Source organism: Methylomonas rhizoryzae, from assembly GCF_008632455.1.
In the GTDB taxonomy this organism is placed as follows: Bacteria; Pseudomonadota; Gammaproteobacteria; order Methylococcales; family Methylomonadaceae; genus Methylomonas; species Methylomonas rhizoryzae.
This window is the reverse complement of the sequence record NZ_CP043929.1, coordinates 424,672-440,326: the sequence shown is the minus strand read 5'-3', so window position 1 is coordinate 440,326 and position 15,655 is coordinate 424,672. Positions and strand designations below refer to the sequence as shown.

The 15,655-nt window shown below is 54.5% G+C and carries 13 protein-coding genes; 7 read left to right on the top strand and 6 right to left on the bottom strand.

The genetic code is table 11. The annotated features are described in order from the left end of the window. The first annotated feature begins 29 nt into the window (after positions 1 to 29). Positions 30 to 275 carry a hypothetical protein gene (locus F1E05_RS01985; RefSeq protein ID WP_150046311.1) on the top strand — a complete coding sequence of 82 codons (246 nt, stop codon included), beginning with the start codon at positions 30 to 32 and terminating at the stop codon, positions 273 to 275. Further along, the gene (locus F1E05_RS01980; protein WP_150046310.1) at positions 248 to 1,975 is read left to right on the top strand and encodes a bifunctional protein-serine/threonine kinase/phosphatase; all 1,728 of its coding nucleotides are present in this window, start codon (positions 248 to 250) and stop codon (positions 1,973 to 1,975) included. Before F1E05_RS01985 ends, F1E05_RS01980 begins: the two co-directional genes overlap by 28 nt. A 69-nt stretch (positions 1,976 to 2,044) precedes the next feature. On the opposite strand, the gene F1E05_RS01975 is transcribed toward F1E05_RS01980, so the two are convergent. The 5 genes from F1E05_RS01975 to F1E05_RS01955 all read right to left on the bottom strand — a co-directional run bounded on the left by F1E05_RS01975 (position 2,045) and on the right by F1E05_RS01955 (position 6,183). After that, on the bottom strand, positions 2,045 to 2,644 hold the full coding sequence (locus F1E05_RS01975; protein ID WP_150046309.1) for a hypothetical protein: 600 nt from the start codon (positions 2,642 to 2,644) through the stop codon (positions 2,045 to 2,047). Between the two features lie 224 nt (positions 2,645 to 2,868). Then, entirely contained in the window at positions 2,869 to 4,107 is a 1,239-nt protein-coding gene (locus tag F1E05_RS01970; protein WP_150046308.1) for a S8 family peptidase, read from the bottom strand. After that, entirely contained in the window at positions 4,104 to 4,730 is a 627-nt protein-coding gene (locus F1E05_RS01965; protein WP_190303224.1) for a zf-HC2 domain-containing protein, read from the bottom strand. The genes F1E05_RS01970 and F1E05_RS01965 overlap by 4 nt, the downstream gene beginning before the upstream one ends. Positions 4,731 to 4,758: 28 nt before the next feature. Continuing rightward, positions 4,759 to 5,319, bottom strand: coding sequence for an RNA polymerase sigma factor (locus F1E05_RS01960; protein WP_150046306.1), 561 nt, complete (start codon positions 5,317 to 5,319; stop codon positions 4,759 to 4,761). 126 nt (positions 5,320 to 5,445) lie between these two features. Further along, positions 5,446 to 6,183: a TorF family putative porin gene (locus F1E05_RS01955; protein ID WP_150046305.1), complete on the bottom strand. Its 738-nt coding sequence runs from the start codon at positions 6,181 to 6,183 to the stop codon at positions 5,446 to 5,448. 494 nt (positions 6,184 to 6,677) lie between these two features. On the opposite strand from F1E05_RS01955, the gene F1E05_RS01950 reads away from it, so the two are divergent. The 5 genes from F1E05_RS01950 (at position 6,678) to F1E05_RS01930 (ending at position 14,593) form a co-directional block, all read left to right on the top strand. Continuing rightward, complete coding sequence (locus F1E05_RS01950) at positions 6,678 to 8,723, top strand: TonB-dependent receptor plug domain-containing protein (protein ID WP_150046304.1); 2,046 nt, start codon at positions 6,678 to 6,680, stop codon at positions 8,721 to 8,723. 28 nt (positions 8,724 to 8,751) lie between these two features. Continuing rightward, positions 8,752 to 9,843 carry a lipocalin family protein gene (locus tag F1E05_RS01945; protein ID WP_150046303.1) on the top strand — a complete coding sequence of 364 codons (1,092 nt, stop codon included), beginning with the start codon at positions 8,752 to 8,754 and terminating at the stop codon, positions 9,841 to 9,843. A 259-nt stretch (positions 9,844 to 10,102) separates the two neighbouring features. Continuing rightward, a complete protein-coding gene (locus F1E05_RS01940) occupies positions 10,103 to 10,639 on the top strand; it encodes a YfiR family protein (RefSeq protein WP_150046302.1) in 537 nt (178 codons plus the stop codon). A gap of 4 nt (positions 10,640 to 10,643) precedes the next feature. Continuing rightward, on the top strand, positions 10,644 to 13,658 hold the full coding sequence (locus tag F1E05_RS01935) for a response regulator (protein ID WP_150046301.1): 3,015 nt from the start codon (positions 10,644 to 10,646) through the stop codon (positions 13,656 to 13,658). Then, entirely contained in the window at positions 13,655 to 14,593 is a 939-nt protein-coding gene (locus F1E05_RS01930) for a diguanylate cyclase domain-containing protein (RefSeq protein ID WP_150046300.1), read from the top strand. The genes F1E05_RS01935 and F1E05_RS01930 overlap by 4 nt, the downstream gene beginning before the upstream one ends. On the opposite strand, the gene lptG is transcribed toward F1E05_RS01930, so the two are convergent. Further along, on the bottom strand, positions 14,585 to 15,652 hold the full coding sequence (lptG, locus tag F1E05_RS01925) for an LPS export ABC transporter permease LptG (RefSeq protein WP_150046299.1): 1,068 nt from the start codon (positions 15,650 to 15,652) through the stop codon (positions 14,585 to 14,587). The two genes, F1E05_RS01930 and lptG, sit on opposite strands and share 9 nt — an antisense overlap. Positions 15,653 to 15,655: the final 3 nt, after the last annotated feature.

Sequence of the window (15,655 nt, the reverse complement as noted above, 5' to 3'; positions counted from 1 at the left end):
CAGCGCAAGGACTTTTGAGTCCTTGCGCTTTGACTTTCCACTCAGCCTGCCGGAATGTGGGGCTGCATACGCGCGATATTGCCAAGCAGCTTATGGAAACGGTAAAGGTGACGGCAAAATTAAAAGGCACCGCCGATTTCCCCGAAAACCTGTGCATCGTGCTTGATGATTTTCTCTACCTGAAATTGCCGAGCTCGCCTCACGGCGAATGCATTTCAGGACGTTATTTTTGGTGGAATCCTAAACAATGGCTAAGCAACTGCGCGTTTCCATAGGGCAACATTCCGACAAAGGCCGTAAGCCCGTCAATCAAGATTTCTACGGCTGTTACGCCCCCAAAGAGCCGCAACTCGGCAGCAAAGGCATAGCCGTTGCGTTAGCGGACGGCATCAGCAGTAGCGACGTCAGCCAAATAGCCAGTAAAGCCGCGGTGATCGGCTTTCTGGAGGACTATTACTGTACCTCGGAAGCCTGGTCGGTAAAAAAATCCGCGCAGCGGGTGCTGACCGCGACCAACTCCTGGCTGTATGCCCATACCCGGCAAAGCCAATATCGCTACGATACCGAGCGCGGCTACGTCTGCACCTTCAGCGCCTTGGTGCTGAAATCCGCTACCGCCCACCTGTTTCACGTCGGCGACACCCGCATTTACCGGCTGCAAAACGCTGGTTTGGAACAACTGACCCAGGACCACCGTTTACGGGTATCTCAGCAGCAAAGCTATTTAAGCCGGGCCTTGGGCATGGACTCGCACTTGGAAATCGATTACCAGGCCTTAGGAGTGGAAGCGGGCGATACGTTCATTTTAGCGACCGACGGCGTCTACGAATTCGCCTCCGAAAGTTTTATCGTCAACGCATTGAGGGAATACGCCAACGATCTGGACGCAGCCGCGATTGTAATCATCGCCGAAGCCATGCATCGGCAAAGCGACGATAACTTGACCATACAAATCGTCCGGGTCGAAGAATTACCCGACAAAGACGCCGCGGAGGCCTACCGGCAATTAACCGAACTACCGTTTCCGCCGCCGTTGCAAGCGAGGATGAACTTCGACGGCTATACCATCGTCCGCAGCTTGCACACCAGCAACCGCAGTCACGTTTTTTTAGCGATGGACGGCGAGCAACCGGTAGTCATCAAAACCCCGGCCACCGACTTGCGTCACGACGCCGCTTATTTAGAACGTTTTCAAATGGAAGACTGGATCGCCCGGCGCGTCAACAGTCCGCACGTGCTGAAACCTTGCCCGCAGACCCGCAAAGCCCATTATTTGTATTTGGTTAGCGAATTCATCGACGGTCAAACGCTGAAACAATGGATGATAGACAATCCCAAGCCCGATTTGGCGACCGTCAGGTCCATCATCGAACAAATCGGCAAAGGCTTGCAAGCCTTTCACCGTTTGGAAATGCTGCACCAGGATATTCGCCCGGAAAACATCATGATCGATAAAACCGGCAGCATAAAAATCATAGACTTCGGCTCCACCCGAGTCGCCGGTTTAATCGAAGCCCTGGCACCGGCTGCCCGCACGGAAATTTTGGGTACCGCGCAATACACCGCCCCGGAATATTTTCTCGGCGAGAGCGGCAGCAATCGTTCGGACATTTTTTCCTTAGGGGTACTGGCTTACCAAATGCTGTCGGGACGCTTGCCTTACGGCTTGGACATCGCCAAATGCACCTCCCGCGCCGCGCAATGTAAGCTGACCTACCGAACGGTATTGGACGATAAGCGGGAAATTCCGGCCTGGATAGACGAGGTGCTTAAAAAAGCGGTCCACATCAATCCCTACCGACGCTACGAGGAATTGTCGGAATTCTTATTCGATTTGCGGCAACCCAACAAAGCCATGCTGCAAAAAGTCAGGCCGCCGTTATTGGAACGCAGGCCCCTGCTGTTTTGGCAGAGTTTAAGCGCTCTTTTGGCCATCACCGTCCTGTTGTTACTGATAAAAATTGCAAATCATTGAGATAAAAGAGCGGCCAACCGCCGCCGGACGCGACTGGCGGCGGCGGCCTGCAATTATGCCGGTTAGCAATCAAAAGCTGCCGGAAGCGATGGCCTGATTAGCGGTACCGGTATCGTCGTCCTCGTCCAATTCGATGACCACCGCCCCGCCGGAATAATCCGGAATCGCCGCGCTATCGCAGGAACCGTCCTTTTCGTCGAACTCGCCTTTGCGCACCCGCAATTTCAACGCATATTCGTAAAAACGCCCGACGGTATCGTCCGCTTCCAACTCGCAAACGCTGTCGTCCGGAAAAATTGCCCTAACCACCGCAGTATCGAAATTTTCCGCGGTAATCGGCCCTGACTTGCCGACTTTGAGTTTAATGACGAAATCTTGTTTGTCGCCGGCTTTTTTAACCACGTGCTTTAAACTGCCTTTAACTGTCGCCGTGTCAATGAGCGAAGTAAACCGGCCTTTTACCACGCCTGATTTAGCGTTGCGCACATTACCGCTTGCCGCTTTCGGGTGGTCGTCGCCGGCTTCGTGTCCGCCGCCATGATCGTCCGCAGCCGATTCCGGCGCTTCCGGGGTAACGTCGTCCGCTCCTTTTCTGGCGTAGGCCGGATTGGCCAAAGCGACACAGGTGAGCAACAGTAGGCTTAAATTAAATTTTGTCGTTTGTTTCATAGTACGAACCTTTATCTTTTAGTGGATGGTCTCGCCGCCGGACATTTCGAGAAAATCCGCGGACGCCGTGCTTTTGTTGTTGCAACGTTCGTAAATGCCCGAGAATCGCTAAAGGTTCATCAAGCAACATTAAACTGCGATGAAGTTTCGGATTGAAAGACGGCGACAATAGCCGCGAATAGCCGTCACCGTGGAGCGCTCGCCGAAAACGGCAAGCGCTTGGTTCAGCGCTGTTCGGCGATAAACGTTTGCGAATCGAACAAGCGGTTCAGTTGCTCGGCGCTTAAGCGCATATTGGCGTGCAATACCCGCCCGATGTCCTGCGCTCGCCAATCGGGATGCAGTTGCAACAATAAAGCGGCCACTCCGGCCACGTGCGGAGCGGCAAACGAACTGCCGGTCATGAATTCGTAGGCCCGGTTGGGTAAGGTCGTCAAAATGTCTTTGCCCGGCGCCGTCAGTCCGGCGCTATGCTCGACGTCGCCGTAACCGACGGCCAACACCCCCGGTACGCTAGCCGGAAAACCACCGCCCTGATCTTGTTCCGGTAGCGCAGCGATGACGGAGATCCCCTGTTGCAACGCTTTTTCTATCAATAATTGCAATAGCGGGTCTTGCGGCCCGCTAAGGCTCAAATTGATGATGTGGCTATGCATACGGATGGCCTGATTCAAAGCCAAGGCCAAGGTAAAACTATTGCAGCGTGCGGCAAGTTTACCGGTTTGTTGCGGCCAGCAGGCCCTGAACGCCAGGATTTGCGCATCGGGCGCAATGCCGACTATTCCTACGCCGTTGCCCGGCTGCGCAGCCAATACTCCTGCGACGGCGGTACCGTGCATATCTGCGGCATGTTGTTCGTTACCCAGAGGCGCCAAATTTTCGGCATGAACGATTTGTCCCCGCAAATCCGGATGCTCCGCATCCACCCCGGTATCGATCAAAGCAATGCGTACTCCCCGGCCGGTGGTGACTTTATGCAAATGGGCAATGCCCAAGGCGTTAAAGCTGGTTTGCAAACCGAGGTACGGATCACTGTACGCCTTCGGCGCTTCGTCGCCCAGCACATCGAACTGCTGCATGCGCTGGACCGACTGTACCTCGCTATCTTGTTGCAACTCTTTTAACGCAAAGTCGATGTTGTCCGTTTCAGGCACTTCGTAGACTACGCAACTGACGCCCAATTCGGTCACCGGCCATTGCGCAAGCAACTGCAGCTTGTGCCGTTCCGCCAAGCGCCGGGCCAAGCGTTCGCTCCAATCCGAATTCCCGTAGCTAGCGTGCCACGCGTAGCTGTCCAAGGCATTAGCCGACAACGTACGATTAATGGTGCGGTCCACGAATGTCACCAGCAGCCGGCGCTCTGCGTGCGCCGGCACGTCGCTCAAGCGCACCACCTGATGGCCGGTGCATCCCGCCAGCACTAGGCTCAAAAGCAAGCAAAACCGGTATCGCCAAAGCGTCATGGTTGCACCGCAAACTCCGCAAATACCACGTCCGGACGTGCGCGCAACCATGTCAAAGCCTGGCCGGGGTCTTGACTCAGCTCTACAGTCAGCGCGCCGGCCGCGTTCGGCTCGCCCACGCGAACGGCCCCGAGATGCTGCAGCACGGCATCCACTTGCGAGTCGGGCAAGGATGGAGAGAAAACCACTTTCAGCTTTACTTGAGCGGACGACGCTTTAAGCGGGGAGGCCAAAGTCAGGTAAACATCCGCCGGCTGACGCGGCGGCAGCACAGGCAACAACGCCAAAAACAAGGAAGCCGCGACCGCTAGACCTGCGCCTATACGGTACAGGCGGGAGCGATTAAGCCACCGCACGGTAGACGCTTGCTTACCGGCACCTTGCCGATTCGCGTCCGCCGGCACCTGCAATTTGCCGCGCAACGCCGCGAAGGAATTGCGCGCGGCCAAGTCCAGTTCCGTCGGCTGTTGCACCAGTTTTGCCAGATTTTGCAAGCGACTGATTTCCTTTCGGCACAGCACGCACTCTTTAACGTGCCGCTCGACTTGCCGCCGTTCGGCGTCCGCCAAACTACGGTTGACGTACCAAGGCAACAACAACACAACCTGTTGGTGCCCCGACATAAAGGTATCCGAACTTCGACTCATATGCTTACTGCCCCTCCGAGTCGGCTAAAGCCTGTAATTTCTTGCGCGCGTGGTACATCCGGGTCTTAACGGTATTTTCCGGGCAATCCAAAATCTTGGCGATTTCCAGATAAGACAAGCCGTGATAGAACGTCAATTCGATCACCGCCCGCTGTTCGGCCGACAAAGACGCTAAAGCCCGATGCAACCAATCGCTGGTTTCGATACGGATAGCCAAGTTTTCCAGCGGATCTCCCGTGGTTTCGCTAAATTCCAGCCAATCCAGGTCGTGATGTTGTCTGGCCGATTTAGCCAAAGCTTTCAGCGACTTTCGGTAGGCGATACCCAACACCCACGTGGATATCTTGCTTTGGCCGTTGAAGCGCTGCGGCTGTTCCCAAACCAACAACAAGGTTTCCTGGATTAATTCCTCGATGAGGTCCGCTTGTCGGGTAACCCGTAGAATAAAGCGGAACAAACGCGGATAGTACAGGGTATAAAACCGCTCGAACGCCTGCGCGTCTCCTTGCACGATCCGTTGCAACAAGGCGTGTTCGTCGTGATCCGGTGACAACGGTAGCAACATATCCGGGCTTCGGTTATAGACTAATCGCAAGGGCACACACATTATCCTCTTCGCCAGTAAACGGCTATCACTGCTGAATGCCGGCAACAGGGCCCAAGGTTCAAACCGGAAGCGAATTATTTGCGGCTAAAATCCCAACGCGACCGCAAACAAAAATTTGTTTTCCTGCACGCGCGGATAAAAACCGTCGTAATGCGCGTCGGCGTGCTGTTCGTCCTGCAACGCAACGTCGACGTAACGTATATCGACCGCTAAATTCGCGGATAGATGCCAAGTCAAGCCGGCATTCCAGAAAAAATAATCCTTACCCAGCAAAGCCCCGGCTTGATGAAACCCTAAGCCGGCGGACACTTGTAAATCATCGCGGATATCATAGCGGGCGATCGTCTCGTAATTAAAGATTTCGACGCTGCGGTTATAGGCATTGGGAGCAAACGACGCTCTTGCACTGAACCAGTCTCGATAATGCAAGCCGGCTGTAAGCTCCGCGTAATCGGAGGTCAAACCGAAAACCTTGTTGTCGAACACATAACCTAAAACCGACAAATCCGCCCGCCATGCGTCTGTCACCGGAACAGTCCGACCCAATTGCGGCGTCAATTCCAATTCGGCTCTATCGGGATTAAGCTGATCGTCGAAGCGTGCTTGCGACAAGCCTAAGCCGGCATACCAGCCCGATTCCGCCGAATAATTCAGCCCTGCTTGCGCAACAGGGTTGCCCCGGCTTTTCGAATAACCGCGATAGAGGTAATCGCTCAATAATTTCACGTTGGCGTGCCATTCCGCCGCCGCTTCGCAAGCGAACAAGCCCACAGCCGGCGCCAGCAGGCAGAGCACTATGCCGGATGAACGCCTGCTTGTCATACGCCTGGTACGCAAACGCGCGCATCAAAAAAACTTGGATGGATGTTTACCGGACGCAAGCACATCAAATTCTCTACCCCAACCGCCTTTAGGCTGCTTTTAACTCGACAAGCAGTTTGACACATTCTCGACGCGGTTTGTACGAGACCGGCCCTAACGGTAAAGTAAATTACCGTACCAACACGGCGTTAACTTAGGCGGATACAAACACTTGTTCCTCCTGAAAAAATTCGATATTTATCGCCTAAATTCGTAGGGAGGCGCTTTAGCGCAGCCGAAAGTCAAACACCTTTGCAACACGATTTGTCAATAGTTTTCTATAGATTTTTCAGACTTGTTGTCTATTCTTACATGCGCTTTCGGCACAAACCCAAGCAAAGGGAAAAAGCATGCTGTAAATCTTCCCCTTTAGTTTGAATAGTTCATTAAGAATTCGGCAACGCGACGGACAATCTCACCTTCGTTCGAGATATGCGTCAGACTAAATAACGACTATGAAACCACCGGTTTTTTGCAAGCAGTTTCCTTTTAACCAACGCGGGTACCGCAATCTAATCGGCTATCTACCTTGCTTCGTTTTATCGCTTGGCATAGAACAGGCGGCTTTTGCAGACACCCCGGCGGCCATTGAGGACGTTTCCATTACCGACTTGATGCAAATGCAAGTGTCGTCGGTCAGCCGCAAAACCCAATCGCTGTCCAACACCGCCGCAGCCGCTTACATCATTAGCCAGGAAGACATTCGCCGCTCCGGCGCCACCAGTATCCCGGAAGCCTTACGCCTGGCTCCTGGCCTGGAAGTCGCCCAAATCGACGCGAACTCCTGGGCTATCACCGCCCGCGGATTCAACGGCCGCTACGCCAACAAACTCTTGGTATTGATGGACGGCCGCACCCTGTATACCCCGCTGTTTGCCGGGGTATTTTGGAATTTGCAGGACACGCTGATGGAAGATATAGAACGTATCGAGGTCATACGCGGGCCGGGCGCGGTGATGTGGGGCGCCAACGCGGTTAACGGCGTCATCAACATCATTACCAAAAAAGCCAAAGACACCCAAGGCGATTTGTTCGTTGCCGGCGGCGGCAACCAGGAACAAGGCTTCGCCGGCTTTCGTCACGGCGGCCAACTCGATAACGACGGCAGCTACCGGGTTTACGGCAAAGCCTTCGAACGCGCCGCCAACATCGGCGCCGACGGCCAGCGCGCGCACGATGACTGGCGCTCGGCACAAGGCGGATTCCGCTACGATCAAAGAATTTCCAACGACCATCGCTTTACCGTACAAGGCGACGTTTACCGAAAATCCGTGGGCCGCACCACTTACCCTTTGACCGTCGCCCCCCCTTTTAATGTGTTGAATTTCGGCGACGACAAAGCGGACGGCGCCAATCTGCTGGCGCGTTGGGAAGGAAACTTGGACGACGGCTCCGAGTTCATGCTGCAAAGTTATTACGACCGGGTCAGCTTCAATTCGCCGATTTTGTCCGATACCCAGGATATGTTCGACGTCGACTTTCAGCACCGTCTGCACCCTAACCCGGACCACGACCTGATGTGGGGCGCCAGTTACCGCTACATCCACAATGCGGCAACCAATACCAACGGCATAGCCTACACCGAAAGCGACTTCGGCTATCACAACGGCAGCGTGTTCCTGCAAGACGAAATCAATTTAATAGACAACGTATTAAAGCTAACCTTGGGCAGCAAGCTGGAGGAAAGCCATTTCGGCAATACCCAGGTGCAGCCCAATATCCGCATGCTGTGGACGCCGAACAGCTACCACAGCGTGTGGGCTTCGGCGTCCCGCGCGTCGCGCAACCCAACCCAGGGCGAATCGCAAGCCAATATCGCTTTGGGCACCGTACCCACCGGTGCTCCGCCGCCGTTCGATCAAGCACAGGTCCGCGCTTTTCCGACCGCAGACCTGAAAGCCGAAAAAGTGTTAGCTTTCGAAATCGGCTACCGCGCTCAATGGTATAAACATTTTTCCACCGATATAACGGCATTCAGCAATCATTACACCGATTTAATCATGTTCAGGCGCGGCGCCTTCGACCCGGCGACCTTCACCTTGCCGTTACATTGGTTCAATTCCGAGCAAGAGGTTACCACCCGCGGCATAGAAATTTCCGCCGATTGGGCGCCATTGGACTGGATGCGCTTGACCGGCTACTACACCCACCTGAAAATGGAACGTCAATACGACGTTAATAACCCGGACATTGCCGGCCTGAGCCCGCGGCACCGGGCCTCGTTACGCTGGCAAATAGACGTTGCCGATCACGCCAAACTGGACTTTACCCTGCGCCACGTCAGCAAGCTGAGCGCGGTCACGCAAAGCGTACCGGCCTATACCACGTTCGACGCCAGACTAGCCTTTCAGCCGGTTTCCGGCCTCGAGCTGTCGGTCACCGCCCAAAACCTGTTTTCTCCAACCCATCTGGAATACCGCGATTCGTCCTCTATTTCGCTACCCGCTACATCCCTGGAAGTACCGCGATCGATTTACGGCAAAATCAGCTGGGAATTTTAATCCTAAGAAAAAACCGCGAGGTATAACAATGCGTGAAATCTGGAAAAAACTGCCCTGGATAGTCGGCGGCATCGTGGCCATCATCGCTCTGATCAACCCTGCTTGGTTACCGTGGGCGCTACTGGCGGTTGCGGTCATCGTCTGTATGTTTCTTCCCAAGCGCGGCCTGATCGGTCCGGTCGAATTGCCGGCGGACGACGCCTTCCTGCCTCAAGAACAAGTGCAATGGTGGTACTGGACCGGTCATTTGCATACCGAAGACGGACGCCGGTTCGGATTCGAAATCGTGTTTTTCGCTTTCGACAGTTTTGTGATCATGCGCGATCAATTGGTGCAGGCAGCCATCACCGACGTTGCCGGCCAAACCTTCAGCTTCGAGGAATTTCTGGAATTCCACTTACCCGACCGCACCAAAAACGGTTTTAACCTGAGCTCCGGCATCGGCAACAAAGTCACCGCGGTCGGCGGCGGCGGCCACGACCGTTTGCACGCCGAAATCGGCGATTATGTGCTGGACTTGCAACTCGATACCGATTTGCCGGCCGCCATGCATTACGGCGGCGACGCGCATCCCTATCGTTTCGGCGGTTATACCTATTATTATTCGCGCCCCAGAATGGCGACCAAAGGCAGCTTGAGCATCAAAGGCCAAACCTTTTCAGTAACCGGAAACAGCTGGTTCGACCGGCAATACGGCGAACTTTATCAAGCCATCAATCAAGGCTGGCAATGGTTTGCGCTCGAATTGGACGACAACCGGCAAATCATGTTGTTCGATTTCCAAGGCAACGACGCATCGGTCGAAAAATCCGGCTCCATTACCGACGCCGAAGGCCGCACCGTCACGCTGGCCGCACACGAATTCGAAGTCACGGTGTTAGGCGAATGGACCAGCCCCAACACCGGCTGTACGTATCCGTCAGGCTGGGCGCTCGAAGTACGCGGGGAAAAATTTACGGTACAACCGTTGCTGAAAGATCAAGAGCTACACGCCAAGCACACCTTATGGATAGGCCCGGTCTATTGGGAAGGCGCATGCAGCGTAGACGGTGCGCAAACCGGCAGCGCCTATGTAGAGTTGAACGGATTTTGCCGTTGCGCGGCAAAACTCGGCGTTTAATCCATACCTCTTATAGACGGACGATTTGCGTCCGTCTATTTCTAGTGTTTTACCTACGCTGATAATTCCACTAATATCTGTCCCGATGATTTAATTGCAGTAACTTTCTAATTCAGCCGCTCGGACCCTTATCAGCAATTACCCGCTCATGGCGCAACAGAATAAGCATGAAGGATTAAGCTCGCTTCTGGTTCGCGCCGGCCATCTGTTGAAATCGGCAAACGCAAGCCTGCTAGGCCGGTTATATTGCTTGCGGTTCATGGCGCAAGTCGCCTTTTACGGCAGCCGGCTACTCGTCCTCCTAGCCGGCTGGCAAATCGCCGCCGCCAATGGATTTTCCGAAAACCAAATTAAAGCCGCTTATTTGTACAATTTCGCCAAATTCGTCGAATGGCCGGCCGAAGCCCTGCCTAGCGACGCCAACCTGAAACTATGCGTAGTCGGCGCCGACGCACTGGACGGCGCCTTGCACGATTTCGAAGGGCGCAAAGCCGGCGAACATGTCATGACCGTCGAAACCCACGGCTTTTCCGACCCATCGTTAACCGGTTGCCACATGGTATTCATCGGTAATTCGGAAGCCGGCCATTTCGTTTCGCTGCTCAAAGCCTTGGCAAATTCCCCGGTATTAACCTTGTCGGACATCAGCGACTTCGCCGAAAAAGGCGGCGGTATCGGCTTGCGTTTTCTGGACAACAAAGTCGTGTTCGAAGTTAACTTGGAATCGATCAACAACGCCGGACTTAGGCTGCCGGGTCAATTGCTGAATATTGCATCTTATGTTTATGGGAGATAGACCGATGCGTTTGTTACCGGACTTTCCCAACTGGTCGTTACAGACAAAACTGGTCTCCATCATCATGCTCAGCTGCACGACTTGCTTGTTGGTCAGCATGTCCGCAATCGTGGTCAGTTCCGCCGTCAGCCGCTACCAGAGTACCTTGACCGAAATCGCCGGGCTGGGAGACGTGTTGGCGCAAAACGGTCAAGCGGCCTTGGTATTCTCCGATAAAATCGAAGCGCAACGCTTACTGGAATCGCTCAAGGACCACCCCGAAATCGAAGCCGCGTGGATGCTATCCGAAAACGACAGCATTCTGGCGCATTGGAGCCGCAACCGGCACGACTACGGCTTACCGCCGGGCTACCATGTCGACTCGCGCGAACTACGCACCGATTTTTGGAGCCGCCGCGCCGATCTCATCACCCCTGTCGTCAAAAACACCGAACGCGTAGGCACCGTATTAGTCCAGGCCAACTTCACGGCATTGTGGAACGATCAAGCCACCGATTTAAGCAAGGGTTTAGCCGCCGCAAGCTCGTCGTTGTTACTGGTCTACCTACTGGTGGTTCGGCTGCAACGAGTCATCTCCAAGCCGATAGAAGAACTGGCCCAAACCGCAAGAACCATCGCCGAACAAAAAAATTACACTTTGCGAGTAAGCCGGCACGGTGACGACGAAATCGGTTCGCTGGTACAGGACTTCAATAGCATGCTGGAAGAAATTCAAACGCGCGACATGGATCTGACGACTCATCGCGACCGCTTGGAAGAAGAAGTGGCGCAACGCACCTCGGAGCTGCTGCAGGCCAAAGAACAAGCCGAGGCGGCCTCGCGAGCCAAGAGCATGTTCTTGGCTAATATGAGCCACGAAATTCGCACCCCGATGAATGCGCTGATCGGTTTATCCGACTTGGCCCTGAAAAACGATCCACCGGCAAAATTACGCGACTACCTGCAGAAAATTCATACCTCGTCGCTGGCTTTGCTGGCCATCACCAACGACATTCTGGATTACTCCAAAGTCGAAGCCGACCGCATGGAACTGGTATCCGAGCCTTTCGACCTGGAAGAAGTCTTGCAAAACGTGCTGAACCTATTCATCGTCCGCGCCGAAGAGAAAGGTCTGGAGATGGTATTCGACCTGGATCCGGACGCACCGCACCATCTAATCGGCGACGCCTTGCGCTTGGGACAGGTGCTGAACAACCTAGTCGGAAACGCGGTCAAGTTTACCGAAAACGGCGGAATCCACGTCAAAATCGGCCGCCGGGATTTCGATGCCCACCAAGTGACTCTGCATTTCTCGGTACGCGACTCCGGCATCGGCATGACCGCGCAACAAGTCATTCATTTATTCGAACCGTTCACCCAGGCCGACGGCTCCATCACCCGCCGTTTCGGGGGTACCGGTTTGGGGCTCACCATCAGTAAACGCCTGGTCGACATGATGGGCGGCCAATTGATCGTACAAAGCACGCCGGGGATCGGCAGCATTTTCGAATTTACCCTGACCTTAAAGTGCCAGGTGCGGCCGAACACCAAACAACTATCGTCCGACCTGCGCCCGCTGCGGGTACTGATAGTCGACGACCTGGAAATGTCCCGGCAAATGTTAAGGGATATATTACAATCCTGGGGCTTCGAAGCCGAAGAAGTCGCATCCGGTCCGGACGCTTTGCTCCGTTTGCGCAACGCCAAACACGACAGCCGCGATTTCGAGATGGTATTACTCGATTGGAAGATGCCCGGCATGGACGGCGTGGAGGTCAACCGTAAAATCAAAGACATGGTCGCACGCGGCGAAATTCAGCATGCGCCGGTGGTCATTATGGTAACCGCCGCCAATAGGGAAAATGTACTCAATGCGGCCAGAGACGCCATGCCGGACGATATTTTGCTGAAACCGGTTATGCCCTCTACCTTGCTGGATGCCATGACCCGTCTACAAGGCGGACACATTATCGCCGACGATACCGGTTATTCCGGTCCGAACTTAGCCGAATTAGCCGCACCTATCCGCGGGGCGCGGATTCTCTTGGTGGAAGACAACGAAATCAATCAAATGGTCACCTGTGAATATTTGCACGACGCCGGGCTTAGCGTTACCGTGGCCAACAATGGCTTGGAAGGAGTGGCAGCCGTCCGGCGCGGAAATTTCGACGCAGTGCTGATGGATTTGCAAATGCCCGAAATGAGCGGAATCGAAGCCACTACCGTCATTCGCCAAGACCCGCGCTTTAAAAACCTGCCGATTATCGCGATGACCGCCGCCGTGCAAGAGCCGGCCCGCAACGATTGTTTGGCGGCCGGCATGAACGCCCACGTCGGCAAACCGATCTTGCCGCACGTATTGTTATCCGAGTTAATACGCTGCATAAAACCGCATCACAAACCCGCCCCGCTAAGCTATAAACCCGTTTCCAAACCCGCCGAGGATTTGCCCGGTTTCGACCGCGCCTATATTTTGGAGACCCTGGGTAAAGACGAAGCCAAACTGCGTCGTTTTCTCAGCCATTTCGCGGACCGTTTTGCAGACTTCGCCCGGCGTTTACGAGAACAACGCACTTTAGGCCAAATCGATCAAGCACTCACCTCGCTGCATACGCTTAAAGGCGCTGCCGGGATGGTTGGCGCTATCCGGCTCAGTCAAGCCGCCGCCGCGCTGGAGCAAGCATTGGTCGCCGACGCCGGCGCCGACGATAGTGAATTTATCCGCTGTTTCGAGCAAGTAATGACCACCCTCCGGCAATATGCCGTCCCTGTTGTTGCCGATCAACCGCCCGCGCGGCAAACGGACTGGTCCGCCGCGCGGGCCTTGACCCGGGAGCTGCGCCAGTTACTGGAAGGCTGCGATTTCGTACCTAACGAATTGCTCGGCAAATTGCACCATGCCCTACCTGCGCCGCACGCCCATCAGCTGCTGCGGCAAATTGAGAGACACGTAAGCAATATCGACTACCCGCGTGCAACCGACACGCTAAACGAATTAGAATCCGTCATAGCGAGTCATAGCGCAGGAGACCCGTCATGAACCCCGAAGTACCTAAACCGTTAATTTTGATCGTCGACGATACCCCCACCAATATTCAGGTGCTCGCCGAAAATTTGATTCAGGATTACCGGATCAAGGTCGCCGCCACCGGTACCGCAGCCTTGGAAACCATTGCCAAACAAGGCGCTCCGGATTTGATATTGCTGGACGTGATGATGCCCGACATGGACGGCTACGAGGTGTGCCGCATCTTAAAAACCGACCCCAAAACCTGCGACATTCCGGTCATTTTTGTCACTGCGATGAGCGACGTGCACGACGAGGAGAAAGGTTTGAATCTCGGCGCTTTGGATTACATCGCCAAGCCGTTTTATTTACCGGTGGTCAAAGCGCGGATCCGCAACTACATCCGCTTAAAACAAATGACCGATTTATTGGAAAGCATGGCCTGGATAGACGGCTTGACCGGCATTCCGAACCGGCGCCGCTTCGATCAAGTCCTCGAACAGGAATGGCGGCGCGCGCAACGCAACCAAATTTCGCTGGCGCTGATCATGGTGGACGTGGATTACTTCAAGAGTTATAACGATTTCCACGGGCACGGCGCTGGCGATATGTGCCTAAAGCGGGTCGCTTCGCAGCTATCGATGCTGGTCAGCAGGCCCGGCGATTTAGTTGCCCGTTACGGCGGGGAAGAGTTCGTGATCTTACTTCCGGAAACAGACAGCGACGGCGCGTGGCTGATTGCCGAACAATTATGCCGGCGAATCGAGGCCCAACAAATCCCGCACGCCTCGTCCAAAGTCTCGCGCTGGATTACAATCAGCGCGGGCTATGCCTCATTAGTACCTCAATCCGAACAAGCGTCTTCATTGCTGCTGGACCATGCCGATTCCATGCTGTATCAAGCCAAATATACCGGGCGCAACCAGGCATTCGGCGGCAAACCCCTGGCGGCTCGCCAGTTAACTTAAACGCCACACGGTCGCCGTGGCGATCAAAAACACCGTCAAGCTGGGCATGACCGCTATCAACATGGGATTGACGTCGTAAATCAAGCCCATGTGTCCGACGATGCGGTCCAGAATATTGAAAGTCATGCCGATGAGTACGCCCAAGGTAATGCGCCCTCCGGCGCCTATGCCGCGGCCTATGCCGATCACCAAAGGCACCGAGACCATCAGCATCACGAAGGTTACCCAAGGATTAATCAAGCGGCTCCAAAACGCCAGTTCGTAACGCTGGGCTTTTTGCTGGTTGGCGTTCAAAAAATCGATATACATATAAAGATCGTATAACGACAAATTGTCCGAATTGACCACCGCCACTTTGAGCAAATCGGCATCTATGCCGGATTGCCACGGCATTTCGGCCTGAGATTTGGCATCGACGCGGTCCGGATTAAAAATCGAAACCGCCGCATTCTGCAAAGTCCAACGTTGCTCGCCTAAAAATATACCGTGCGCGGCGCGGGTTGCGCTAATCAAACGGTGCTGCTCGTCGATTTCGAATATGCGCACGTCGCCCAACGACCCGTCGTCCAGAATCTTACGCACGTTGATGAAACGGTTACCCTCGCGCAACCACATCCCGTATTGCGAGCGTAGCACCACGCCATTATTTTGAGCGGTGGTTTTCAACACTTGCGCCGTGCGCTCGCTGGCCGGCGCCACCAATTCGCCGATGGCTACCGCCAGCACTACCAATATCAGGCCGGCCAGCATAATGTTACGAATAATCCAAAAGGTAGAAAACCCGGCTGCCCGCATCGCCACAATTTCGCGATTGTTGGCCATGGCACCGACCACGAACAAACTGCCGAGTAGAGCCGCAGACGGAATCAATTCGAACGTCACCCTGGGAGAGGTCAGTACTAAATACCATAGGACTTGTTTCAAGCCATAGTTGCCGTTGCCCAAATCCTTCAATTCGTCGCTGAAGGTGAATAAATTAAACAAGGTAAGCAATAACAGCAAAGCCAGCAAAGCCCCTTTAGTGACTTCGCGGATGATGTAATACGATAGGACGTTCACAAG

Excerpts from the sequence above, each read along its gene's own strand:
- F1E05_RS01980 (WP_150046310.1), top strand. The coding sequence starts at position 248 with ATGGCTAAGCAACTGCGCGTTTCCATAGGGCAACATTCCGACAAAGGC.
- F1E05_RS01975 (WP_150046309.1), bottom strand. The coding sequence starts at position 2,644 with ATGAAACAAACGACAAAATTTAATTTAAGCCTACTGTTGCTCACCTGT.
- F1E05_RS01970 (WP_150046308.1), bottom strand. The coding sequence starts at position 4,107 with ATGACGCTTTGGCGATACCGGTTTTGCTTGCTTTTGAGCCTAGTGCTG.
- F1E05_RS01965 (WP_190303224.1), bottom strand. The coding sequence starts at position 4,730 with ATGTCGGGGCACCAACAGGTTGTGTTGTTGTTGCCTTGGTACGTCAAC.
- F1E05_RS01960 (WP_150046306.1), bottom strand. The coding sequence starts at position 5,319 with ATGTTGCTACCGTTGTCACCGGATCACGACGAACACGCCTTGTTGCAA.
- F1E05_RS01955 (WP_150046305.1), bottom strand. The coding sequence starts at position 6,183 with ATGACAAGCAGGCGTTCATCCGGCATAGTGCTCTGCCTGCTGGCGCCG.
- F1E05_RS01950 (WP_150046304.1), top strand. The coding sequence starts at position 6,678 with ATGAAACCACCGGTTTTTTGCAAGCAGTTTCCTTTTAACCAACGCGGG.
- F1E05_RS01945 (WP_150046303.1), top strand. The coding sequence starts at position 8,752 with ATGCGTGAAATCTGGAAAAAACTGCCCTGGATAGTCGGCGGCATCGTG.
- F1E05_RS01940 (WP_150046302.1), top strand. The coding sequence starts at position 10,103 with ATGGCGCAAGTCGCCTTTTACGGCAGCCGGCTACTCGTCCTCCTAGCC.
- F1E05_RS01935 (WP_150046301.1), top strand. The coding sequence starts at position 10,644 with ATGCGTTTGTTACCGGACTTTCCCAACTGGTCGTTACAGACAAAACTG.
- F1E05_RS01930 (WP_150046300.1), top strand. The coding sequence starts at position 13,655 with ATGAACCCCGAAGTACCTAAACCGTTAATTTTGATCGTCGACGATACC.